This is a genomic window from Azoarcus sp. PA01, from assembly GCA_001274695.2.
GTDB lineage: Bacteria > Pseudomonadota > Gammaproteobacteria > Burkholderiales > Rhodocyclaceae > Aromatoleum.
Genome location: LARU01000004.1, coordinates 914,860 through 938,748 on the forward strand (window position 1 = coordinate 914,860; position 23,889 = coordinate 938,748).

Below are 23,889 nucleotides of genomic sequence, written 5' to 3' on the forward strand. Positions count from 1 at the left end.
GGCGGCCTGCGTCCGAACGGCAGTCCGGCGTGGCCGGACGGAGCGCATTTCCGACGGAGGCCCGATGCCGAGCACCTTGAAACCGGGCGAGATCCTCGTCCACCTGCCCGGCGAGACGCTTCCCGCTGACGCGGCCGCCGCGGCCCTGCCGCCTGCGTTGACAGGCGGAAGCCGGGCTGCCGTGCAGTTCCCCGACCCGTTTCTCGATCGTATCGTCCACGTCGAGGCCGCCTTCAGCCTCGTCGCACCCGGACGGGCGGACGGACCGGAAAGCGTCACCGCAGTCGCCGACGACCGTCTGCTTGCGCTCGAAGCGGCGGACGGCACGGCGGTCTTCATCCGCGCCGACAAGCTGCGCGACGATCTCGCCCGAGTTCATCCCGCAGCGGTAAGCGCCGACGGCTCGCTCGACCTCACTGCGCTGCGCGACCAGGCGGCGGGGGCACGCGGCAGGACCGAGTGGATCTGGTCGCGATTGTCGGTGCTGTCGTTGGGCAGCGACGCGATCACCGGCGCGGCGCTCGACCAGGCGCTCGAATGGCTGCGGGAGTGGCTCGGCGAAGCGGCGCCGGAGCTCGCGCAATCCGGCGCGTCGTGGCTCGGCGCGAAAGCGCTGATGTGGGCAATCGAAAGCCGCCTGCCGGGCGCGCCGGGGATCTACCACTGGCGCAACGACGTCGCGCCTGCCGCGTCCGACCGCTGCGAACCCGGTGACGCGCGGCTCACGGCCGGCGTGGACGCGCCGATGCTGCTGTTCATTCACGGCACCGGCTCGCACACTTTCGCCAGCTTCGGCGATCTGCGCAGCGGCAGCGCCGCCGGCGACTGGGAGGCGCTGGCGCGGCGCTTCGGCGGCCGCATGTTCGGCTTCGAGCACCGGACGTTTTCCGAAAGCCCGATCGACAACGCGCTCGCGCTCGCGCGGGCGCTGCCCGCAGGCGCCCGGCTGTCGCTCGTCACGCATTCGCGCGGCGGCCTCGTCGGCGACCTGCTGTGCCTTGCCGGCCTCACCGACGCCGCGATCACCGCCTATCGTCGCGAGTCGCCGCCGAACACGACCGAGACGGCGCAGCAAAAGCGCCTGCGCGAATTGGTCGCGGCGCGCGAGCAGGACTCGCTGCGCGCGCTGCGCCAGGAACTCGCCGACAAGAACTTCCGCATCGAGCGCTACATCCGCGTCGCCTGTCCGGCACGCGGCACCTCGCTCTTGACGGACAACCTCGACGTGTTCCTGTCCGGCCTGCTGAGCCTGATGACGAAGGTGGTCGGCGCGGCGACCGGTCCGGCCGGCAGCGCGGCGCTTTCAGCTTTCCGGCGCATCGTGCTGGAGATCGCCGCCCGACGCATCGACCCGCGCTTCCTGCCGGGCATCGAGGCGATGCTGACCGACGCGCCGATGGCGCGGCTCCTCGCGGACGCCCAGCGCAAGCACGGCATCGCGATGTCGATCATCAGCGGCGACATCGAAGGCGGCAGCGTGCTCAGGCGGATCGGCGTGCTGTTCACCGACTGGATGTTCTTCGACCGCGCCGACAACGACCTCGTCATCGATACGGAGTCGATGTACGCGGGCCTCGCCACGCGCAACGACGCCCGCTACCTGTTCGACCAGGGGGCGTCGGTGCATCACTTCGGCTATTTCTCGCATCGCCGCACGCGAAGCGCGCTGCGCGACTGGCTGACGGCCGAGGAGCCGGCAGCGCTCACCGCCTTCACTCCGCTCGTCCGACGCCACGAGCCGGATGCCGCGACCGCCCGCAGCCGGGCGGCGAAGCGTCCCGCGCCTTCGCCCGACACCCGACCGGTCGTGATCCTGCTGCCGGGGATCATGGGTTCGCACCTCGAGATCCGCGCGGCGGACAGGCGGCCGGGCGACGGCGACCGGGTGTGGTTCGACTTTCTCGATCTCGCGGGCGGCGGCCTGACGAAAATCCGCTTCGACCGGCCGGACGTGCGCGAGGAAGCGCTGTTCGAGATGTTCTACGGCGAGCTCGCGGATTACCTCGCCGACAGCCACTTCGTGATCCGCTGCCCGTACGACTGGCGCCAGCCGATGCAGGCCGACGGCGCCTCGGCCGACCATCTCGCGGCGGTGCTGAAGCAGGCCCTCGCCGAGCACCCGAACCAGCCGGTGCGCCTGCTCGCGCACAGCCTCGGTGGCCTCGTCGCGCGCACGATGATCGCGAAGCACCCGCAGCTGTGGGCGCAGCTCGTGGTCCGGCCGGGCGGCCGGCTGGTGATGCTCGGCACGCCGAATAACGGCTCGCACCTGATGGTCGAAGCGATGCTCGGCAAGTCCGAGCTGGTGCGCAAGCTCGCGCGCCTCGACCTGCGCCACGACATGCAGCATGTGCTCGATATCATCGCCGGCTTCCCCGGCGCGTTGCAGCTCCTGCCGCGGCCGGGCTTCGTTGACAATGGCGCAGCACTGCACGCCGACTATCTCGACGCCGCAGTGTGGTCGGCGCTTGCCGAGCAGAACCAGGACCGCTGGTTCGGCAACCACCTCGCCGGTCGACCGAATGCGGACACGGTGGCGCAGGCCCGCGAGCTGTGGCGCGCCACGCTCGCGACGGGCGCCCCGCCGCAACCGGTCGAGCGCGTCGTCTGCGTGTTCGGCAAGGCCGACAACACCCCGTGCGGACTCGTGCTCGACGGCGGCCGGCTGAAGATGGTCGGCACGCCGGAAGGCGACGGCTCGGTGAGCTGGGCGTCGGAGCGCCTCGCCGGCCTGCCGGACGAACAATGCTGGTTCATGCCGGTCGATCACGGCAGCCTGACCGGCACCAGGGAGCACTTTCCGGCAATCGTCGAACTGCTGCACGCCGGCACGACCACCCGCCTCGGCCGCCTGCCGGTGTTGCGCGGCGCGGCCGCAGCGACGTCGACGTACGACGCCCCTCCGCCCGTGCTGCCGACCGAGGAGGAGCTCGCATACAGCATCTTCGGCGGCAAGCCGAAACCTCGCCTGCCGGCGGCGAACCTGCAGTCGCTGCGGGTTTCGGTCGCGGCGATGGACCTGCGCTTCGCCCGCCACCCGGTCATCTGCGGCCACTACATCGGCGACACGATCGCCGGCGCCGAGGCCAGCATCGACCGTTACCTCGTCGACGGGGCGTTGCGGCAGCGCGAACGGCTCGGCGTGTACGCCGGCGAAGTCGGCTCGAGCGCAGTCGTGCTGCAGGCCCGCGATGCCGCAGACCGGTCGCACGGGACTGCGCGCGGCGCCGTGATCGTCGGCCTCGGGTGCTTCGGCGAAGTGACGGCACTGGACATCGCCGAGACGGTGCGCGCCGGCGTGCTGCGTTTCCTGCTGCACTCGCTCGACCGCCAGGACGGGAGCGCAGCGGCTGCGGACGACACCGGTACCGAGTTGACGCTCGCGAGCCTGCTGATCGGTTACAACTCGACCGCGCATATCGGCATCGAGGACTCGATTGCGATGATCGTGCGCGGCGTCATCGCGGCGAACCGCCAGTTCGCCGACGCGATGCCGGGCACCCGGCTGCGCGTCGCCCGTCTCGAGCTGATCGAACTGTTCCTCGACACCGCGATCAGTGCGGCGCGCGCGGTGCGCGAACTGCCCGAACGCATCGCCGCCGATCTGCGCCGGCTCGAAGCCCGCGTCGCACCGGCCGAAGAACTGCGCGAGGGTGAAGGCGCGCGCCCGCGCCTGGCGGTGTTCGCGCGCTTCGGTTACTGGCCGCGCCTGATGGTCACCGACGCGGATCGCAGCGACGAATCGACGTCGAACGGCGAAGACGACATCGGGCAAGCGCCAACCTTTCCGGGCCAGACCCTGCATCCGCGTGCCCGACCGCTCGCGACGCGGCTCAAGTACGTGTTCCTGTCGGAGCGCGCCCGCGCCGAAACCGTCGTGCAGCAACGCCAGCCCGGCCTGATCGAAGCGCTGGTGAAGAACGCGATCGGCCGCGACGAATACAGCGCGGACCTGTCGCGCACGCTGTTCCAGCTGATGATGCCGCTCGAATTCAAGGCGACCGCGCGCGACACCGAAAAACTCGTGCTCGTCGTCGACGGCTACACCGCCAAGCTGCCGTGGGAGATGGTGCAAGCCGACGACCAGCCGCTCGCGCTGAAGACGGCGATCGTGCGCAAGTTCGCCTCGCCGCGTTACCGTCGCAACCCGCTGATCCTGACGCGCAAAGTCGCATGCGTGATCGCGAATCCTTCGACGCGCGGTTACCACGCCGCTTTCGGCGACCCGGCCGCAGCCGCTCTGGCGCCGCACGTCGATCACCTGCCCGACCTGCCCGGCGCGGCAGCCGAAGGGGCGGCGATCCGCGATCTGCTCGCCGAATGCGGCTACGAAGTCACCCACGGCGAAGGACTTGAAGCGCTCGATGTGTTCGCTCGCCTTTTCCATCAGCCGTGGCGCATCCTCGTGATCGCCGCGCACGGCGTGTTTCGCGTCGTCGCGCGCGACGGGCGTGCCCGCAGCGGCGTCGTGCTGTCCGACGGGCTGCTGCTGACGGCAGCCGAAGTCGGCCAGATGGAAACCGTGCCGGAGCTCGTGTTCCTCAATTGCTGCCACCTCGGGGCGATGAGCGTGCAACGCGAGACCGCGAACCGGCTCGCGTACAGCCTGGCGCGCGAGCTGATCGAGATCGGCGTACGCTGCATCGTCGTCGCCGGCTGGCAGGTCAACGACGACGCGGCGAAAGTCTTCGCGACGACTTTCTTCGACCGCTTCGTGCGTCGCTGCCAGCCGTTCGGCCCGGCAGTGTTCGCCGCGCGCCTCAGCACATGGGAGCGCTTTCCTCGGTACAACACCTTTGGCGCATATCAGGCGTATGGCGACCCCGAGCATGTGCTCGAGCCGTCCGCCGGCGACCCCGGCGGAGCGAGCGCCGCTGCGATGGTGTCGCCTCTGGAGCTGCTGGACGCGCTCGCCTGCGCGCGCCTCGATCTCAGCCATGAACCTCGCGATCTCGCAACACTCGAACGCGAGCTCGGCGCCCTGCTCGCCCGCGCGCCGCCCGCTTGGCAAACGCTCCCCGAAGTGCAGGCGGCAATCGGCGCCGTGTATCGTGAACTCGGCGAAGGTTTCAGGCCGCCCCGCGCCGCATATCACGGCGCGATCGCAGCCGAAGATCGTGGCGCACCGCCGGCCCGCAGCGCCGAACCCCGTCCGGCTAGTGCGAGGCGATCGCGATCGAAAAAGAAGCCGTGAGCGTTGCTCCCGCACCGCAGCTGCGCCGATCGTCGCCTGCGTCGTGATACCTGGGAACGCTGATTGCTCGCAACTCGCACGGCCGGAACATTGCGCGCTCGCATCGATGCAGGCACGACGGAACGCGCGGTGGCCGGTGGTCACGGAGGCAGGGACAGATGAGTGCGGGACGCGTATTCAAGGGCATCGGCGTGGCAGTTCTCGGCCTGATCGGGCTGATCGTGCTCGTCGCGCTGCTGTTCGACCCGAACTGGCTACGCGGCCCGATCATGCGCCAGACGACCGAGAAGACCGGCCGCGAGCTCGTGATCAATGGCGATCTGGACATCGACTGGGGCTGGCCGGTCACGCGCCTGAGCGCCGCGGGCGTGACGTTCGCGAACCCCGAGTGGGCCGAGGAACCGCAGATGTTCACCGCCGAGAACATCAGCGTCGGCGTCAGCCTGCCGCAGCTGTTCAGACGCGTCGTGATGCTGCCGGAGATCACGCTCGACCACGTCGACGTCTTTCTCGAACAACACCCGGACGGCCGGAAAAACTGGCTGCTCGACCGGGAACAGAAGGACGAAGGCGCGCGTGTCGGCATCGGCCGCCTCGCGCTGCACGACGGACGCATCCGTTACGTCGATCCCGCGCAGAAGACCCGCATCGACGCGACGCTGTCGACGGCCGGCGAGGGCGAAAACAGCGGAAACAGCAGCGCCGAACGCCAGCGGGACGACGCAGCCCGCGGGAAATCCGAAGCGGATGCACCGGCGGTCACCGCGGCCGAAAGCGGCATCCGGTTCGATGCAAAAGGGCAATACAAAGGGCTAGCGATGACTGCCCAAGGCACCGGGGGTCCAGTCCTCGCGTTGCGCGACGAGGAAACGCCGTACCCGCTCGACGTGCAGGCGCGCTTCGGCGACACAGCGGTGAAAGCCGAAGGGAGCATCACCAGTCTGCTGAAATTGACGGCGATCGACCTCGATCTGGACCTGCGCGGCGCGAGCATCGCAGACCTGTATCGGCTCATCGGCATCGCGCTGCCGAAAACACCGCCTTACCGCACTGCCGGCCACCTGATCCGCAACGGCAACATGTGGCGCTACGAGAACTTTTCGGGAGCGATCGGCAAGAGCGACGTCGCGGGCACGATCCAGGTGGCCACCGGCGGCGAACGGCCGGCGCTGCATGGCGACCTGTCGTTCAAGCTGCTCGATTTCGCCGACCTCGGCCCGCTCGTCGGGGCGACGCAAGCGCCGGCCGAGCCGGAAGACGCTGCCGCCGATGCGCCCGCTCGGGACGGCACCGTGCTGCCCGAGATTCCGTTCCGCACCGGACGGTGGGACACCGTCGATGCCGACGTCAAGCTCCGGGCCGACCGGATCCGCCGCCCCGACGCGCTGCCGATCGACAAGCTCGTGACCCGCCTGCAGATGCAGGATTCGGTGTTGACGCTCGATCCGCTCGAATTCGGCATTGCCGGAGGGACGCTCAGCGGCACCGTGCGCATGAATGGCCAGGAAAAACCGCTCGAAGCGAGCACCAAGCTTCGGGTGCGAAACCTCAAGCTCGCAAAGTTGTTCCCTCCGTCCGACCTCGCGAAACCGACGCTCGGAGAACTCAATGGCCAGGTCGATCTCGAGGGGCGGGGAAATTCCGTTGCGGGCATGCTCGGCACCGCGGACGGCAAAGCCGCGCTGATCCTGTCCGAAGGTCAGATCAGCCGTTTCATGGTCGAAGCGATCGGGCTGCACCTGTGGGACATGCTGCAGCTGAAGCTTACCGGCGATGAACTCGTCGAGATCCGCTGCCTGATCGCCGACTTCAGCGTCAAGGACGGCCTCATGGAAACGAACGCGCTCGTGCTCGACACCGACATCATGCGGATCATCGGCTCCGGCACGGTCGACCTGGGCGAGGAAAAACTCGATCTCACGCTGGAATCGGATACCAAAGTCACGACTCCTGTCGCGCTGCGCAGCCCGATTTACATCCAGGGGACGTTCGCGAATCCGGAACCCTCCGTCGACACCGCCAAGGTCGCCGCGCGCGGGCTCGGCGCCGTCGTGCTGGGCCTGATCAACCCGCTGCTCGCCCTCCTCCCGCTCGTCGAAACCGGGCCCGGCATCGACAGCGACTGCGCGAAGCTCATCCGCGAGGCGAAATCGTCGTCGCGCGAATGAGCGGGCTCACGTATCGGAAAAAAGGTAATGGATTTCTACTATATTGGAACGTCGCTAAAGGAGTTCGACGCTGAAGGAGTTCGAACATGGACCTGCATCTGAGCACCGGCCCGCTGGTATCGCTGATCGCCGGCATCCTGATCCTGATCGTGCCGCGACTGCTCAACTACATCGTCGCGATTTACCTGATCGTCATCGGCCTGATCGGGCTCTTCGGCGTGCGCTGAGCCGCGTCGCAGCGCTCGAAACATCCGGTAGTGATTGAGGGATTGCTTCTGGCGACGAACGGAGGAAACTGAGCCTCTTCGCGCCCGGTACTCCACGGCGCGACAAACCGTGACGCAAGAAGAGGTCGACAAGGCTCCGGCGTCCTACAACGAGAATCCGGAGGAATAACACGATGCCCACGAAGCATGAGCACGAAGCGATCGGCGCGAATGTCGCCCAGGCGTTCCAGACGATTTCGACGCTTTATCTGACCAGCGCGCAGCGGCTCGCGGAATTGAACATGAGCGCGATGCACGAAGCGATGGAAATCAGTGCATCGGCGATTCAGGAAATGGGTCGTGCCAGAAATCCTCAGGACGTCCAGCTGATGGTCTTCCAGCCGTTACTCGAAAATGCCCAGAATTACACCCGCAAGGCGTGCGACATCCTTGCCCGTACCCAGCAGGAAGCCGTCAATGCGATGATTCCGCAGTTCACCGGCCGCAACCCGTTCATCGGTGACTGGAATTCCGCCTTCGAAGCTTTCAACACCGGCATGCGCCGGTTTTCGTCGCTGACCGCGGACAACCTCACCGCCGCGAGCGAAGCCGCTTCGCAAGCAGCTGAAGGGCGGCCGTACGGCAAGAAATCGGCGTAGACGATTCGGTTGCCGCAGACCTCACGGCGAGGCCCCGCAAGGGGCCTTTTTTGCAGCCCCGCGGCTAAAACAGCCGCGCCGTCAGGGACTCAGATATCCTTTTGTCGGGCTTCCCAGTCCGAGATCTGCTTTTCCGCCTCGTCCTTCGATATTCCATAGGACTCCTGGATGCGACCGGCCAGCTCGTCACGGCGGCCCGCAATGACATCGAGCTGATCGTCGGTGAGCTTGCCCCACTGCTGCTTGACGTTGCCTTTGAACTGCTTCCAGTTGCCTTCGATCCGATCCCAGTTCATTTCGTCGCTCCTTGTGGTTGGGTGATCTCTTTGACCGGATCCGTCCGACCGATGAGCTCATCGGTCGAGTCGAGTCCGTAGTCACCGATCCGTGCAGCAATCTGCGTTCCCGGGGCGGGCGTCAACGCGCCGCGAGTCGCCACAGCGACGTCACTTCCGCTGCGCGTGCCCGATGCAGCGCATCGGACGCATCAGCGGCGCGGGGATGCTCGGGGCGGGCGTCGAGACGCCCGACGACTTTCAGGCCCGCGTCGTCGATCAGCGCGAGCAGTTCGGCGCGCGAGCGCAGTCCGAGATGCTCGGCAAAATCGGACAGGATCAGCCAGCCCTCCCCGCCCGGGGCAAGATGCCCGACCAGCCCGGCGAGGAAACTGCGCAGCATGCGGCTGTCCGGGTCGTAGACCGCGTACTCGACCGGCGAGCTCGGCCGCGCCGGCACCCACGGCGGGTTGCAGACGACGAGCGGCGCGCGACCTTCGGGAAAGAGATCGGCGCGGACGACTTCGACCTGCGCGGCGAGGCCGAGCCGGGAGAGGTTTTCAGCCGCGCACGTCAGCGCCCGCGGATCCTGATCGGTCGCGACGACGCGGCGAACGCCGCGGCGCGCGAGCACCGCCGCGAGCACGCCACTGCCGGTGCCGATATCGAACGCGAGTTCTGCGGCCCCCACCGGCAGCGGCGCCTCCATGACCAGCCCGACGTATTCTCCGCGCAGCGGCGAAAACACGCCGTAATGCGGGTGGATGCGCTCACCGAGCGCCGCGATCGACACTCCTTTCTTGCGCCATTCGTGCGCGCCGATCAGGCCGAGCAGCTCGCGCAGCGACGCGACGAAAGGCTCGGTCGGCGGCCCGTAGGCTTGCGCGCACGCCTGCCGGACGTCGGGGGCACGGCGCAGCGGAAGAGTGTAGTCGGCCTCGAACGGCAGCAGCAGCATGCCGAGCGTGCGCGCCCGCTGCGCCTGGGCCTGCCGGTACAGATGGAACGCGTCGGTCGCGGCGACGTTGCTCCCGGCAGCGGCCTTGCCCGGCTTGCCCGATCGTCCGCCACGGCGCTCGGTGCGGCGCGCCATCGCCTGCAGCAGCTGGCGCGCATTCTGGAAGTCCCCGCGCCACAGGATCGCAGTCCCCTCGCACGCCAGCCGGTACGCGGCGTCGGCGCTCAGGCGGTCGTCGGCGACGACGACGCGTTTGGGCACCGGCGCAGCGCTCTCCGAGCGCCAGCGCGCCGAACGCACCTCCCCATCCTCGTTCCACACGATCGAGGTATCGCCGCTCACGACGGCCATGCCCCTGCAGCGGCTGCCGATGGCTGCGACAGCGCAGACGAGCCCGAGGCTCCCGAATTCAGATCCACCAGCTTCTCCACTAAATTCCGCGCCCCCTGTCAGGAAACGCCTCGCGCGTCCCGCTCAGGAAACGCCGGGTCCAATCGACAGTGCCCCCGTCGCCGGGGGCACTGCGTGCTCGGAGTCCAGCGCGGAGCGGGTGCCTAGTAGTCCGTTCCAGAAAAATCATTCCAATGAATCCGTTCGGCCTGAGCTTGTCGAAGGCCAGTTGCGGCAAGGCAATGCGGTTCGACAGGCTCACCGCGAACGGTAACTGGTTTGGTGTGGAACGGACTACTAGTTCTGCACCGCTTCGACCGCAATCACGAGCTTCACTTCATCGCTGACATACGGCGCGTTCGCACCGGCGCCGAATTCCGAGCGCTTGATCATCGTCGTCGCGTTCGCGCCGCAACCGAGTTTCTTCAGCATCGGATGCGGCATGCAGTGGAACGAACTGATCTCGAGCGTCACCGGCTTCGTCACGCCCTTGATCGTCAGGTCGCCATCGACCGACGCGAGCTTGTCGCCGTCGAATTTTACGCCCGTCGACTTGAACGTGATCGTCGGGTATTTCTCGGTGTGAAAGAACTTCTCGTCCTGGATATGGGCGTCGAAAAGCTGGGAACCGGTGTCGACCGACGTCGCGTCGATCGTGACGTCGACCGAACCGGTCTTCGCGGCCCGGTCCAGCACGATCGTGCCGGAAGTCTTGTTGAAGCGGCTCTGCTGCGTCGAGTAGCCGAAGTGGCTGTACTCGAAGCGCGGGAAAGTGTGGGAATTATCGATGCTGAAGGTTTCGGGAGCGGCCAGCGCGGGAGCGGCGACAGCGGCGGCGAACGTGGTGGCGACGGCGAGACGGACGAATTCGTTCATCGTTGATTCCTTTTGCGTTGAGTGGATAAGAAAGAGTGAAAGAGCGTGCGCCGGCGTTACTTCGCTGCGGCACTGCGGGCGACGGCATGGAAACGGACATCGACGTCATTGGCGACGACCGACGTGTCGGCCCACATGCCGTCGCCGATTGCGAATTCGAGCCGCTTGAGCGTGAAACCCCCGTCGAACGTCGCCGTATCGCCTTCGCGCGTGACGGTGACGGGTGCGGTCAGCGGCTGCGTCCTGCCTTTAAGGCTGAGATTGCCGACGACCTCGAAGCGGTTGCCACCGAGCGGCTTGACCGCGGTGGACACGAAAGTCGCAGTCGGGTTGTCCTTGACGTTGAACCACGGCTTGCCGAGCACTTCGGCGTTGGCTTCGGACGAACCGGCATCGATGCTCGAGAGGTCGAGTTCGAGCCGGACGCTCGATTTTGCCGGCGCCGCGGCGTCGAACACGAGATCCGTCCTGATCTTGCCGAAATGCCCTTCGATCGGCACGTTCATCTGCTTGAAGACGAAATCGACCCGGCTCTTGTCCGCCTGGACCTGGTTGAACACCTGTTCCGGCCCGGCCGCGAGGGCTGCGCCCGTGGCGAGCGGCAGCGCGACAGCGAGCAGTGCGGCGTTCAATGACAGCGATGTGTTCATTTTGATTTTCCTTAGCGGACCCGTTCGAGTACCGGCAGCATGCGGGACAGGGTCCTGTCCCGGTCGATGAAATGGTGCTTGAGCGCAGCGGCGACGTGCAGCCCGACCAGCACCAGCAGCGTGTAGTTGAGGATTTCGTGGGCGGCCATGAACAGCTCGCCAAGCTCCTGATTCTTGCCGACGAGGTCCGGCAACGGCAGCACGCCGAGGAAGACGACCGGAAAGCCTTTCGCGGAACTCATCAGCCACCCCGTCAGCGGCACCGCGATCATCAGCGCATACAGCAGCAGGTGCGTCGCGGCGGCGGTTTTCTGCTGCCACGTCGGCGCTGGCAACGGCGCGGGCGGGCGGTGTGCGAGGCGCACGACGAGGCGCGGCAGGATCAGCAGCAGCACTGCGACGCCGAGCCACTTGTGGTACGAGACGAGCTGCAGCTTCGATGGCGACAGCGGCAAGTCGTGCATATAGACGCCGAGCGGAAACGCCGCGAGCATCAGCGCGGCCATCAGCCAGTGCGCGGTGCGCGCGGGTATCGTGTAGTGGGGCCGGGAAGGCATCGGGTGTTCTCCTTTTGCGTGCGGTGCGGCGCGCGCCTACGCGCGGGGCGCGCGGAAGAATTCGGCGACGAGGCAATCGACCGATTTCGGCGGGTGGCCGACGAGCGCCGCGAAATCGTTCGTCGTGCGGGCGAGGCGGTTCCCGGCGATCGACGCGTACAGCGGCGCGAGCGCGCGGACCGTCCCTGCGGGCATGTCCCCCGGGTGGGCCGACTCGGCAGCGGCCCGCGCAGGCACCGCTTCGTAGCGCAGCGTCTTGCCGACTGCGGCAGCGACCCGGGCAGCGAGATCGCGGTAATCATGGGCGGTCTGCCCGGTCAGCTCATACGTTTGTTTCTCCAGCCGCGGCGCGATGGCCGCAGCGGCAATCGCCTCGGCCAGTTCGTTGCGTGACAGGTGACTCACTTTGCCGTCCGCTGCCGGCAGCCGCAGCACTCCGGTACGCAGCGCGGCGGCGAATTCGATCGGCATGAAATCGGCATAAAGGCCATTGCGCAGCACGGTGCAGGCGAGGCCGGACGCGGCGAGGTCGGCTTCGGCCGCCGCATGGATCCGGGCGAAAGCGGATGGCGACGTCGCATCGGCGTCGAGAAAGCTCGTGTAGCAAACGCGCCGCACACCCGCAGCCGTGGCTGCCTGGATCGCGTTGCGGTGGCGGCCGATGCAGGCGTCTGCCGGCCCGTCGGTCGACACCAGCACCAGGCACTCGACGCCGGCGAACGCTGCGGACAGGGTTTCACCGCGGTCGAAGTTGCCGCGCCGCACGTCGATGCCGCGCGCCGCAAAGTCGGTGACGCGTGCCGGGTCCCGAACGCTGACGGCGAGCTGTCCGGCACCCCCTTCGGGAAGCCGCACCGAGAGCCACTGGACGATACGCCGCCCCAACTGCCCGCTCGCCCCTGTCACCAGAATCACCCTGCCCTCCTCTCGTGCCGCCACTTTCAAGCGACGTACTTTAGGCGATTGATTAGTATCGAAACAGGCGCTATTTTCAAATTCTTTGTTGCGACCAGGAAAACAATGGACCGTCTGCAGGCAATGGATGTCTTCGTTCGGGTCGCCGAAGCCGGCAGCTTCACGGCGGTCGCGGATCACCTCAACGTCGCGCGCTCGGCAATCACGCGGCAGATCGCGGGGCTCGAAGCGCACCTCGGCACGAAGCTCCTTGCCCGCAGCACGCGACGCCTGAGCCTCACGTCGTCCGGCGCCGCGTACCTGGAAAAATGCCGCGAGATCCTCGCGATGGTCGAAGCTGCCGAAGGCGATCTCGCCGGCGAGAAGCGCGCCCCGCGCGGGCCGATCCGCATCAGCGTGCCGATGAGCTTCGGCATCCGCCACCTCGTGCCGCTGATTTCCGACTTCATCACCACTTACCCGGAAGTCACCGTCGACCTCGAATTCACCGACCAGCGCGTCAACCTGATCGAAGGGGGGCTGGACTTCACGGTGCGCATCTCGCAGCACATCGACCCGACGCTCGTCATCCGCCGCCTGAGCACCAGCGAACTAACCGTCGTCGCCGCCCCTGCATACCTCGACCGCCACGGCCGCCCGCAGCACCCGGACGATTTGCTCGGGCACCACTGCCTGAGCTACACGCTCGCGCCGTCGTCCGGCTGGAGTTTCCGCATCGACGGCGAACACCGCACGGTTCCGGTCAAGGGGCGCCTGCAGATGAACAACGGCGACGCGCTGCTCGAAGCGGCGATCCGCGGCCTCGGCATCACGAACCAGCCGACTTTCCTCAGCGCGCAGGCGGTGCAGGCGGGCCTGCTCGAGCAAGTGCTGGCGGACTATTCCGCCACCGAGCTGCAGATCTACGCGGTGTTCCCCGGCAGCCGCTACGTGCCGCACCGCGTGCGCGTGCTCGTCGATTACCTCGCGGAACGGTTCGGCCCGACGCCGTACTGGACTCGCGCCGTGCCGCGCGTCAGCGCCTGAGCGAGCGCCGCGGTCAGGCAACGGGGCTGCCGCGCCATGCGGCTCAGAAATTCATCCGCCACGGCAATTCGCCCTGGATGAACAGGCGCGCCTCCTCGGACGCCGGCTTCGCAAAGAACCGCTGCACCGGCGCGTGCTCGCGCACCCGCCCGGCGCTCATGAAAATGACATCGTCGCCGAGGCGCGTCGCCTGGCCGAGATTGTGCGTCGCCATCAGGATGCGCGTGCCGTCGGTGCGGATCTCACGCACGATGCGCTCGACTTCGCCCGTCGCCGACGGGTCGAGGCTCGCGGTCGGTTCGTCGAGCAGCAGCAGGCGCGGCGCCGTGACCCACGCGCGGGCGAGCGCGAGGCGCTGCTTCTCGCCGCCCGACAGATAACGCGCGCTGTCGGCTTCGCGCCCGCCGAGCCCGACGCGCGCGAGCACTGTTGCGGCGCGGCGATGGCGTTCGGCGCGGCCGATGCCATGCGGCTTCAGCGCGAGCGCGACGTTTTCCAGCACCGATGCGCGCAGCATCATCGGGTGCTGGAAGACCATCGTCACGCCGAACTTCGGCAGCACCGTCCCGCCCCAGTCGATCGTCCCGCCGCTCGGCTCGATCAGGCCGCACAGCGTGCGCAGCAGCACGCTTTTTCCGGCGCCGTTCGGCCCGAGCAGCAGCGTGATGCCTTCGCCTGCAAGTTCGAGATCGACGCCGTCGAGCACCGCCCGGCCGTTCGGCTGGAAACGCAGGTCACGGATCCGCAGCGGGAACATTGCGCTCATCCGTACCGCCGCATCGCCCAGCCGCGCATCGCGAACGCGAACGCGTTGAGCGCCAGGATCACGACGACGAGCACAATGCCGAGCGCGATCGCGAGCGGCAGGTCGCCTTTGCTCGTCTCGAGCGCGATCGTCGTCGTCATCACGCGCGTCGCGCCGTCGATGTTGCCGCCGACGATCATCACTGCGCCCACTTCGCTCATCCCCCGCCCCAGTCCCGCGAGCACCGCGACGACCAGCGAATGGCGGCAGTCGTACAGCAGCGTCGTGACGCTCTGCCACCACGAGAACCGCATCACGCGCAGTTCCTCGGCGCAGCGCTGCCAGGCGTCCTCGATGACCTGGCGGGTGATCGCCGCCATCAGCGGAATGACCAGCAGGCTTTGCGCGAACACCATCGCGGCCGGCGTGTACAGCAGGCCGTAATCGCCGAGCGGGCCCGAGCGCGACAGCAGCAGATAGACGATGACGCCGACGACGACCGACGGCGCTCCCATCAGCCCGTTCATCAGCACCGACAGCGTGTGCTTGCCGGGGAAATTGCCGATCGCGAGGCACGCCCCCAGCGGCAACCCGAACAGCATGCCGATCAGCACCGCACCGCCACTGACGCGCAGCGACAGCACGACGATCTCCGCGACGCGGTCGTCGAACGTGGCGAGCAGTGAAAATGCTTCGGAGAAGGTCGCGGCGAACAGGGACATCGGCGGGAGGATAGCGGAACGGCGGCGTTTCGGCAGCGCCCGGGCCTTTCTCACCGGACCGTGACGAATATCTTCCTTCGCAAAGCAACCGGAACGCGGGCGACAATACAATATCGAAGCTGGCAGCGACGAACCGAATCGGCCGTTGGCGGGCATGCGCAGTGTCCGAGGCGCCGCTCGGGCGGCACGCGAAGTGGGAGGACAGGCAGATTCACTCGACAACGATCGACGCTCACCACCGCCTGGCGGCCGGGGCCGCATCGATGCCGCGGGCCGGGGGGAACCCGAACGCGCCTGGCGCGACGCGATGACCGCGGAGGACCCGATTTTTCCGCATCCCGGACGCGCCAGCCGTCATTTCGGCCGGCGCGTGCTGATCGGATTCTTCACCGTCGCGCCGCTGTGGGTGACCTGGCTCGTGTTCGACTTCCTGCTCGGCATCCTCGCCGCGATGGGAACGCCGCTGCTGCGCGCGTCCGCACGGCTCGTCGAGCCGATTTCGGACACCCTTGCCGCATGGCTGCTCGACTCCGACTTCCAGAAGCTCGTCGCAGTGCTGCTGACGCTCGCGAGCCTCTATGCGATCGGCGTCATGGCCTCGCTCGTGATCGGACGCAAGCTACTTGACGCCGCCGAAGCGATGGTCGCGCGCCTGCCGCTCGTGCAAACGATCTACGGCGGCACGAAGCGTTTCCTGCAAACGCTGCAGAAGCCGCCGGTCAAGGGTCAGCGCGTCGTTCTGATCAGCTTTCCGACACCGGAGATGAAGACGATAGGCTTCGTGACGAAGGTGATGCGGGACACGACGAGCGGCGCGGAGCTCGCGGCAGTCTACGTGCCGACGGCCCCGAATCCGACTTCGGGCTATATTGAAATCGTCCCCCTCGTCGACGTCGTGCAGACGGACTGGACGATGGAAGAAGCGATGACTTTCGTCATGACCGGCGGCACGACCGCTCCCGACCGGATCCGATTCAAGAATCCACCTCCGGCAGGCAGCTAAACGGCAATTCGAACGACGCCGAATCCCGAAGCGCAAGACCCTCGTCGCCAATCGATGGCTGCGCTGGCTGACACCCTGGCTCGGCCACCCCGCGCGCTGTGGCACTGGTCGCGCCCCGGCGTCGCGCTCGGCGTCATCAATGCCGCGCTCGTCTGGAGCGCTGTCGCCGAGCTGCGTCGCTCAGCCGCCGCCGCGCTGCATCGCCCGGTCGAGCGCGGCGAGCAACGCGCGACGCGTCACCGCGTCACCCCCGGCGAAGCGATAGCGCACGACGACGACCGGCAGCTCCAACCGGCCGAGCCGTCGCATGCCCCGCGATTCCGTTTCGATGTCGAGCTGCGTGTGACCTTCCCGCACGCGGAATTGAATCGCCCCGGGTTTTGCGGAGGCTCCAACTCTTGAGAAGATGGAGCCCATGAAAAAGACAGCGAAGTTCTCCCCCGAGGTCACCGAGCGCGCCGTGCGTATGGTGTGTGAGGCCAAGGGTCAGTACGAATCCCAGTGGGCGGCGATCGTCTCGATCGCGGCAAAGATTGGCTGCACGGCGGAGACACTGCGCCGGTGGGTTCGCCAGCATGAGCGCGACACCGGCCAGCGCGAGGGGCTCACGAACGCCGAGCAGCAACGCATCAGGGAACTCGAGCGCGAGGTCCGCGAGCTGAAGAAGGCCAACGAGATCCTGCGCCTGGCCAGCGCGTATTTCGCGCAGGCGGAGCTCGACCGCCGCAACAAGTGATGAACGGTTTCATCGACACGCACCGCGAGCACTTCGGGGTCGAGCCGATCTGCAAGGTGCTGCAGGTCGCCCCGTCGGCTTATCGACGTGCCGTGGCGCGCCGGCGCGATCCGGCTTTGCGCTGTGCGCGGGCCCGTCGCGACGCGATGCTGGAGGACCACATCGAGCGGATCTGGCAGGCGAATCTGCAGGTGTATGGAGCGCGCAAGGTATGGCGGCAGTTGCGGCGCGAAGGCCTTGAGGTCGCCCGCTGCACGGTTGAGCGGTTGATGCGTGTCAAAGGGCTGCGCGGCGCCATGCGCGGCAAGGTCATGCGGACTACCCGGCCGGATCCTGCTGCTCCTTGTCCGCTCGATCGCGTCAATCGTCAGTTCGCCGCGCAGCGCCCGAACCAGCTCTGGGTTTCCGACTTCACCTATGTCTCGACCTGGCAGGGTTTCGTGTACGTCGCCTTCGTCATCGACGTCTTCGCCCGCTACATCGTAGGTTGGCGCGTCAGCCGGTCCATGCGCACGGAGTTCGTCCTCGATGCGCTGGAACAGTCCCTGTGGGCGCGCCAACCCGAACGTAATGCTTTGATTCATCATAGCGATCGCGGCTCGCAGTACGTCTCGATCCGATACAGCGAGCGACTGGCAGAAGCGGGCATCGAGCCGTCGGTCGGCAGCCGGGGCGACAGCTACGACAACGCGCTCGCCGAAACCATCAACGGGCTCTACAAGGCAGAAGTCATTCACCGGCGTGGGCCCTGGAAAAGCGTCGAAGCGGTCGAGCTGGCCACCCTCGAATGGGTCTCGTGGTTCAACCATCACCGGTTACTTGAGCCGATCGGGTACATTCCCCCAGCCGAAGCCGAGGCAAACTATTACCGCAGCCTTGGCGAGCAGGCGGTCGCCGCCTGACTCACACAAAACGGCCTCCGCGAAACCCGGGGCGATTCAAATCGCCCGGGGGCGAGCGTCACGACGCCGGCGGGCCACGCCTTGCGCAATTCGCGCTCGAACTGCTGCGGCGACGCGGTGACTTCACGCTCGAACGCGTCAATCGCCACGAGTCCGAAGTCCGCTCGTCGCGCGCTCAACCACCGGCGATCGGCGGCCACACCGCGAGTTCGTCGCCATCGGCGAGCCGGCGCGTGGCACGCCCCGCCGGGGGCACGAAGTGGCCGTTGACGAGCACGAGGTGCGCGCTGCGTTCGGGCACCCGGAAACGCGCGATCAGCTCCGCGACGGTCGTGCCTGCCTCGACGTCGAGTTCGATGCGGTTGCCGTCGCGCTCGGGCGGGAGGTAGTCCGTCAGCGACGCGAACAGCTTGAACGCGACTCTCATCCCGCACTCCTCCCTGGCGCACGGCAGCACGCGCGTGCTGCGCCGATCATCGCGCGAGCGCGATCGGTTGCTGCGCGCGCGCGATGTACGCCTCGACGAACTGCAGCGGCGAACGCAGGAGCCGCTCCTTCCATTCGCCGAGGCGCACCCTGCCGTGGATCAGGCCGCGCAGCGCGCCGACGTGCTCGGTCAGCCCGATCGACGTCGCGCCGATCATGACATCGTCCTTGAACTGCAGGCTGAGATAACGGTATGCGGACGCATCGACGTGCTCGACACCCGCGCCGCCGCTCTCGGGCGGCTCGCCCCACCACTGGCCGAACGACGAGGATACAAGGCCGAGCGTCGCGAGTACGTTGATCGCGAGCACGCCTTTCAGGCGCGTCTCGTGCCCCGCCATATTGAGCGCCGCGACGCGCGCCTGGTCGGCCGCGTTCGGCTGGATTGCGGCAACCAGATGCGCACCGGTGAAGAGATCCGGGGCCTCGGCGACGTCGCCGGCGGCGAAAATACCGGGGACGCTGGTCTCGAGCCGGTCGTCGACGAGCACGCCTTTCGCGACATGCACTGGCGTCGATTCGAGGAACGCGATGTTCGGCGCGACGCCGGCGGCGACGATGACGAGATCGGCGACGACGACTTCGCCGGTCGACAGCGTCACATCGAGCGGCGCGTCGTTGCTCGCGCGGCGGTCGATGCGGCTGACACCGGCGTTCGTCACGACGCGCACGCCCTGGTCCTCGACCCATTTGCGGATCATGCCGCCGGCCTGCGGCGTCATCATCCGCGGCACGAGGCGGTCGCCCATCTCGACGACCGTCAGCTCGACGCCGCGCGCGGCGAGCGCTTCCATGATGATGCAGCCGATGAAGCCCGCGCCGAGCTGCAGCACGCGCGCACCGGGCGTCGCGAAGCGGGCGATCGCGCGCGCGTCCTCGAGCGTCCAGCAGGTCTGCACTTCCGGCAGATCGACGCCGGGAATCGGCGGCCGCACCGGGTGGGAGCCGGTCGCGATCAAGAGCCGGTCCCAGGATTCGAAGTGGCCGTCATCGAACAGGATGCGGCGCCGGTCGCTGTCGAGCGACACCGCGCGGCCGCGCACCTCCTGGATGCGCAGGCGATCGAAATGGCCCGGCGACTTGCGCAGCCACGTGCCGGATTCGTCGATGTTTCCTTCGAGCAGGTAGGGAATCGCCATGCGCGAATACGGCGGCGCGTCTTCACTGCCGAAGAGCAGGATGTCGTCGTTCGGCGCGGCGCGGCGCAGGGTTTCGGCGGCAATCACGCCCGCCGGGCCGTTGCCGAGTATCACGTGTTTCATCGGGACAATCCTCGTTCGCGTCGGTAGGCGCGGCCCGGACGGGCGACCGCGTAAGCGGGAGGCGGCAAGGCAACCCGTAAAGGCCACCTCGCCGCGTCCCGCAGGGCGCATCATCCGGCGGTCAGGACAGCCCCAACCGCGACAGCGTCTCCGGCGTCGGCGTGCCTTCCGGGGTCCAGCCGCGCACCTCGTAATACTCGGGCAGCATCTCGGCGAGGCGATTCACCATGCCTTTCGCAGGCCCGGTCTTCGCCGCTTCGCTCGTCAGGCGCGGCGGCAGGTTGTCGTCCCGCGCGGCCAGGCCGGCAGCGTTGTTGAACTGGCGCTCCATGTTCCAGATGCGCTCGCCGACCGTCGCGAGCTTGTCCATCGACCAGTCGCCGTCGCAAGCCGCGGCGATCTGCGGCTGCACGTCGGCGAGCGTCCACGCGAACGACGTGAACACGCAGATGCCGGCCGAATCGAACACCGCCGTCGCGTCCTGGAACGCCTTGACGAGCTCGGCCTTGCCTTCGATGACGTGCGGGTCGGTCTTGACCGGCACGCCGAGCACTTCCGAGGCGACCGTGTAGCCGCGCAGATGGCAGGCGCCGCGGTTCGACGTCGCGTACGCGAGGCCGATGCCCTGGATGCCGCGCGAGTCGTAAGCGGGGAATTCCTGGCCCTTGACGCTCATCGACAGCTCGGGGTGGCCGTATTTCGCGCACAGGCGCTTCGAACCGAGGCCGATCTCGCGCCCGAACCCTCCGCCGGTCGCGGTCATTTCGGCGAGCTTCGCGAGCGCCTCGGCCGAGCCGAACGGCGCGTCGACGCCGAGCTGCTCCTGCGTCAGCACGCCCATCTCGTATAGCTCCATCGCCGCGCCGACCGTCGCGCCGAACGAGATCGGGTCCATGCCCTGCTCGTTGCACAGCAGGTTCGCGTACTGCAGCGCTTCGAGGTCGCCGACGCCGTTCGCCGCCCCGAGCGCCCACGCCGCCTCGTATTCGAGGCCGCCGGAAGCGCCCCAGTATTTCGGGTTGTTCTTTACCGTGAAGTGCGTCTTGTCGATCGCCGAGATGCGCCCGCACGCGATCGTGCAGCCGAAGCATGCGGCGTTCGTCACGAGCTGCGGCTTGCCGTCGCTCGGACGTTTCTCGTGCATCGCTTCGGCGGAGATCTTCGACGCGTCCTCGAACTGCACGTCGCGGTGGTTGCGCGTCGGCAGCGCGCCCATCTCGTTGATGACGTTCATCAGCACCTGGGTGCCGAATTTCGGCAACCCCTCGCTCGTCACCGCATTGCCGGCGAGCACTTTCTTCGCCTCGGTCGTCGCCTTGACGAATTCCGGGAAATCGCGAATGCCCGCGACGCCTTTCGTGCCGCGGATCGCGACCGCCTTGAGATTCTTCGAACCCATCACCGCGCCGACACCCGAACGCCCCGCCGCGCGATGGAGGTCATTGACGATGCACGCGAACATCACCTGGTTCTCGCCCGCGCGACCGATCGACGACACACGGATCAGCGGGTCCTGATGCTGCGCGCGGATCGTCTCCTCGGTTTCCCAGCAGCTCCTGCCCCACAGGTGCGACGCGTCGCGCAGTTCGGCGCGGTCGTTCTCGATGAAGAGGTACACCGGCCTCAAAGATCGGCCTTCGAAGATCACCATGTCCCAGCCGGCGAACTTCATCTCGGCGCCGAAGAAGCCGCCGGAGTTCGAACAGGCGATCGCGCCGGTCAGCGGCCCTTTCGTGACCACCGTGTAGCGCCCGCCGGTCGAGGCCAGCGTGCCGGTCAAGGGGCCGGTCGCCATGATCATCTTGTTGTCCGGCGACAGCGGATCGACTTTCGGATCGATCTCGGAGACGAGATATTTCGTCGCCAGCCCGCGCGACCCGAGGTATTCGTCGGCCCACTGCATGTTCAGCGGCTCGGCAGTGCACGTGCCTGCGGCGAGGTTCACGCGCAGGACCTTGCGATTCCATCCCATGATGTCCGCTCCTCTCAGGCCGCCGAAGCCGGCGTGTTGGCTTTCGCCGCCCAGGCCTGCATCCGCGCGAGGCCGGTCCAGTCGGCATCGACGTAGGTGATCGCGGCGGTCGGACAGGCTTTCGCGCACGCCGGATCGCCTTCGCACAGGTCGCATTTCTGCACCTTGCCGGTGTCCTGGTTGTAGTTGATCGTGCCGAACGGACAGGCGATCGTGCAGACCTTGCAGCCGACGCAAGTGTCTTCGAACACCATCTTCGCGCCGGTCGTCAGGTCGAGCCGGATCGCATCGACGGGACAGGAGTGCAGGCACCACGCTTCGGTGCACTGCGTACAGGTGTAGGGCACTTTGCGCCCTTCGTGTTCGAAGCTGAAGACCTTGATCCGCGACTTGCTGGGATTGATGACGCCGGTGTGTTCGTAAGAGCATGCCATTTCGCACTGCAGGCAGCCGGTACACTTGGCGGGGTCAATGTGAAGCGATTTCCACATCGATGATTTCCTCCGGGCTGTGACACGTTTTCGGGACTACGAGCATCGCCAACGGGCTTTCGACTGCCTGGCGCCGAGGGGGTCCGGCTGCGGGCGTTTGCGTTCGCCGATCCGGCTTTTGCGTTCCTGAAAGTAGCACCGGGGCCGGGCCGAAGCAATCTGTTTTCCCGACGGCGCGCATGGGACGGGACGGCGTTTTCGCCGGCCGCCAGTACCCCTTCACGAGGCCCGCTGCCGGCGCGTCAGTCGTCCTCGTCGTCGTCATCGGGCAGCGCCGCTTCGACGCCCGCGCCGACGACTTTGGCGCCGACTTTCACCGTCGTCGCGACGACCGATACCGCCGCGTCGGCAACGGTGAAGACGGCACAGCCACCGGTCAGCAAAACAGCCGCGGTCAGCGCAGCCAGCAGGATCGCTCTCATCGATTGCCTCGGAAAAACCGCATCATGAACGGAACCCGGGCGGTCACGGGTTACGCAAGGAAGGTCCGTGCAGCGGCGAAATTATGCGGCCCCGCCACCTCGGCGACAATCGGCCTGCCGCGGCGCGGCGCGCGAATTCAGCGCCAGTTCAACGCGATGGGCGACGAGGCGCCGCGGCAGCGAGCCTGGCGGGCGCGGCGCCGGCTTCGTACCAGCCCTTGCTGGCATTGACCATGCGCACCAGCCACAGCATGACCGGCACTTCGATCAGCACGCCGACGACGGTCGCGAGCGCCGCGCCCGAGTCGAAGCCGTACAGGACGATCGCGACCGCGACCGCCAGTTCGAAGAAATTCGACGCGCCGATCATCGTCGAAGGTCCGGCCACCCTGTGCGCGACGCCGAGCCTGCGGTTCAGCCAGTAGCCGAGCGCCGCGATGAGTATTCCCTGCAGCAGGATCGGCACCGCCAGCATCGCGATGACGAGCGGCTGCTCGATGATCGCCTGCCCCTGGAACGAGAACAGCAGCACCAGCGTCGCCAGCAGCGCGACGATCGAGACCGGGCCGATGCGCTCCATCACGTCGCGGAAAGTCTGCTCGCCGCGCGCGAGCAGGCGCCGACGCAAGAACTGCGCGATCGCCAGCGGGATGACGATATACATCACGACCGACAGGAGCAGCGTGTCCCACGGCACCGGAATCGACGACACGCCGAGCAGCAGCGCGACGATCGGCGCAAACGCGAACACCATCACCAGGTCGTTGAGCGCGACCTGGCTGATCGTGAAGTTCGCATCGCCCCGGCACAGGTTGCTCCAGACGAAAACCATTGCCGTGCAGGGCGCGGCGCCGAGCAGGATCAGCCCGGCGACGTAGCTGTCGAGCTGTTCGGCCGGCAGCCACGGCGCGAACACGTGGCGGATGAAGATCCAGCCGAGCAACGCCATCGTGAACGGCTTGACCGCCCAGTTGACGAACAGCGTCACGCCGATACTGCGCCCCTGCGCGCGCACTTCGTGCAGCGACGCGAAGTCGATCTTCATCAGCATCGGCACGATCATCACCCAGATCAGCACCCCGACCGGGATATTGACGTGCGCGATTTCGAGGCGCCCCACCGCCTGCGCCGCTGCCGGCAGGACCTGCCCCAGCACCGTGCCTGCGACGATGCACAGGAACACCCAGACGCTGAGGTAACGCTCGAATCGCCCGAGCGGAATGTCCGCCTCGTTTTTCGCCATCACTTCACACTGCGCAGACATGCCAAGCACT

At 67.3% G+C, this 23,889-nt stretch carries 22 protein-coding genes and 1 other annotated feature; of the genes, 7 read left to right on the plus strand and 15 right to left on the minus strand.

The features are described from left to right. Positions 1 to 64: 64 nt before the first annotated feature. From PA01_16425 to PA01_16435, 4 genes are all read left to right on the plus strand, one after another. A complete protein-coding gene (locus tag PA01_16425; protein ID KAI5912356.1) occupies positions 65 to 5,194 on the plus strand; it encodes a CHAT domain-containing protein in 5,130 nt (1,709 codons plus the stop codon). Between the two features lie 158 nt (positions 5,195 to 5,352). Continuing rightward, a complete protein-coding gene (locus PA01_16430) occupies positions 5,353 to 7,362 on the plus strand; it encodes an AsmA family protein (protein KON80013.1) in 2,010 nt (669 codons plus the stop codon). A gap of 86 nt (positions 7,363 to 7,448) precedes the next feature. Next, positions 7,449 to 7,589 carry a DUF3096 domain-containing protein gene (locus PA01_19155; GenBank protein KAI5912357.1) on the plus strand — a complete coding sequence of 47 codons (141 nt, stop codon included), beginning with the start codon at positions 7,449 to 7,451 and terminating at the stop codon, positions 7,587 to 7,589. A 173-nt stretch (positions 7,590 to 7,762) separates the two neighbouring features. Beyond that, complete coding sequence (locus tag PA01_16435; protein KON80014.1) at positions 7,763 to 8,227, plus strand: phasin family protein; 465 nt, start codon at positions 7,763 to 7,765, stop codon at positions 8,225 to 8,227. 89 nt (positions 8,228 to 8,316) lie between these two features. Here PA01_16435 and PA01_16440 read toward each other — a convergent pair whose 3' ends face one another. The 6 genes from PA01_16440 to PA01_16465 form a co-directional block, all read right to left on the minus strand. After that, on the minus strand, positions 8,317 to 8,523 hold the full coding sequence (locus tag PA01_16440) for a CsbD family protein (protein KON80015.1): 207 nt from the start codon (positions 8,521 to 8,523) through the stop codon (positions 8,317 to 8,319). Between the two features lie 121 nt (positions 8,524 to 8,644). Then, a complete protein-coding gene (locus tag PA01_16445; GenBank protein ID KON80016.1) occupies positions 8,645 to 9,811 on the minus strand; it encodes a class I SAM-dependent methyltransferase in 1,167 nt (388 codons plus the stop codon). Positions 9,812 to 10,147: 336 nt separating this feature from the next. Continuing rightward, positions 10,148 to 10,726, minus strand: a complete 579-nt coding sequence (locus PA01_16450; GenBank protein ID KON80017.1) for a YceI family protein — start codon at positions 10,724 to 10,726, stop codon at positions 10,148 to 10,150. A 56-nt stretch (positions 10,727 to 10,782) separates the two neighbouring features. Next, a complete protein-coding gene (locus tag PA01_16455; GenBank protein KON80018.1) occupies positions 10,783 to 11,376 on the minus strand; it encodes a YceI family protein in 594 nt (197 codons plus the stop codon). Between the two features lie 11 nt (positions 11,377 to 11,387). After that, positions 11,388 to 11,933, minus strand: a complete 546-nt coding sequence (locus PA01_16460) for a cytochrome b (protein ID KON80019.1) — start codon at positions 11,931 to 11,933, stop codon at positions 11,388 to 11,390. Positions 11,934 to 11,969: 36 nt separating this feature from the next. Further along, positions 11,970 to 12,848 carry an NAD(P)H-binding protein gene (locus PA01_16465; protein KON80020.1) on the minus strand — a complete coding sequence of 293 codons (879 nt, stop codon included), beginning with the start codon at positions 12,846 to 12,848 and terminating at the stop codon, positions 11,970 to 11,972. 105 nt (positions 12,849 to 12,953) lie between these two features. Between PA01_16465 and PA01_16470 the strand changes: the two genes are divergently transcribed. Further along, positions 12,954 to 13,874, plus strand: coding sequence for a LysR family transcriptional regulator (locus PA01_16470; GenBank protein ID KON80021.1), 921 nt, complete (start codon positions 12,954 to 12,956; stop codon positions 13,872 to 13,874). Between the two features lie 43 nt (positions 13,875 to 13,917). Here the strand turns inward: PA01_16470 and PA01_16475 are convergent, their stop codons facing one another. Continuing rightward, on the minus strand, positions 13,918 to 14,631 hold the full coding sequence (locus tag PA01_16475) for a phosphate ABC transporter ATP-binding protein (protein ID KON80022.2): 714 nt from the start codon (positions 14,629 to 14,631) through the stop codon (positions 13,918 to 13,920). A 5-nt stretch (positions 14,632 to 14,636) separates the two neighbouring features. Continuing rightward, the gene (locus PA01_16480) at positions 14,637 to 15,341 is read right to left on the minus strand and encodes an ABC transporter permease (GenBank protein ID KON80023.1); all 705 of its coding nucleotides are present in this window, start codon (positions 15,339 to 15,341) and stop codon (positions 14,637 to 14,639) included. Positions 15,342 to 15,648: 307 nt separating this feature from the next. On the opposite strand from PA01_16480, the gene PA01_16485 reads away from it, so the two are divergent. After that, complete coding sequence (locus PA01_16485; GenBank protein KON80024.1) at positions 15,649 to 16,344, plus strand: DUF502 domain-containing protein; 696 nt, start codon at positions 15,649 to 15,651, stop codon at positions 16,342 to 16,344. Between the two features lie 180 nt (positions 16,345 to 16,524). On the opposite strand, the gene PA01_19160 is transcribed toward PA01_16485, so the two are convergent. Further along, complete coding sequence (locus PA01_19160; protein KON80025.2) at positions 16,525 to 16,653, minus strand: hypothetical protein; 129 nt, start codon at positions 16,651 to 16,653, stop codon at positions 16,525 to 16,527. A gap of 106 nt (positions 16,654 to 16,759) precedes the next feature. On the opposite strand from PA01_19160, the gene PA01_16500 reads away from it, so the two are divergent. Next, positions 16,760 to 17,982, plus strand: a protein-coding gene (locus tag PA01_16500; GenBank protein KON80027.2) for an IS3 family transposase whose coding sequence is annotated in 2 segments (ribosomal slippage) — positions 16,760 to 17,042 and positions 17,042 to 17,982 — 1,224 coding nt in all. Because the reading frame shifts where the segments join, the coding sequence is not laid out codon by codon here. Next, positions 17,038 to 17,154 (plus strand) — a sequence feature (AL1L pseudoknot). It overlaps the preceding gene by 117 nt. A gap of 175 nt (positions 17,983 to 18,157) precedes the next feature. Here PA01_16500 and PA01_16505 read toward each other — a convergent pair. From PA01_16505 to arsB, 6 genes are all read right to left on the minus strand, one after another. Continuing rightward, on the minus strand, positions 18,158 to 18,409 hold the full coding sequence (locus PA01_16505; protein KON80028.1) for a MoaD/ThiS family protein: 252 nt from the start codon (positions 18,407 to 18,409) through the stop codon (positions 18,158 to 18,160). Positions 18,410 to 18,455: 46 nt separating this feature from the next. Continuing rightward, positions 18,456 to 19,730 (minus strand): FAD-dependent oxidoreductase, encoded by a 1,275-nt coding sequence (locus tag PA01_16510; GenBank protein ID KON80029.1) that lies wholly within the window; start codon positions 19,728 to 19,730, stop codon positions 18,456 to 18,458. A gap of 121 nt (positions 19,731 to 19,851) precedes the next feature. Continuing rightward, complete coding sequence (locus PA01_16515; protein KON80030.1) at positions 19,852 to 21,702, minus strand: aldehyde ferredoxin oxidoreductase family protein; 1,851 nt, start codon at positions 21,700 to 21,702, stop codon at positions 19,852 to 19,854. A gap of 14 nt (positions 21,703 to 21,716) precedes the next feature. Next, on the minus strand, positions 21,717 to 22,193 hold the full coding sequence (locus PA01_16520) for a 4Fe-4S dicluster domain-containing protein (protein KON80031.1): 477 nt from the start codon (positions 22,191 to 22,193) through the stop codon (positions 21,717 to 21,719). A 242-nt stretch (positions 22,194 to 22,435) separates the two neighbouring features. Further along, on the minus strand, positions 22,436 to 22,615 hold the full coding sequence (locus PA01_16525) for an NF038104 family lipoprotein (GenBank protein KON80032.1): 180 nt from the start codon (positions 22,613 to 22,615) through the stop codon (positions 22,436 to 22,438). A 148-nt stretch (positions 22,616 to 22,763) separates the two neighbouring features. After that, a complete protein-coding gene (arsB, locus tag PA01_16530) occupies positions 22,764 to 23,879 on the minus strand; it encodes an ACR3 family arsenite efflux transporter (protein KON80033.1) in 1,116 nt (371 codons plus the stop codon). Positions 23,880 to 23,889: the final 10 nt, after the last annotated feature.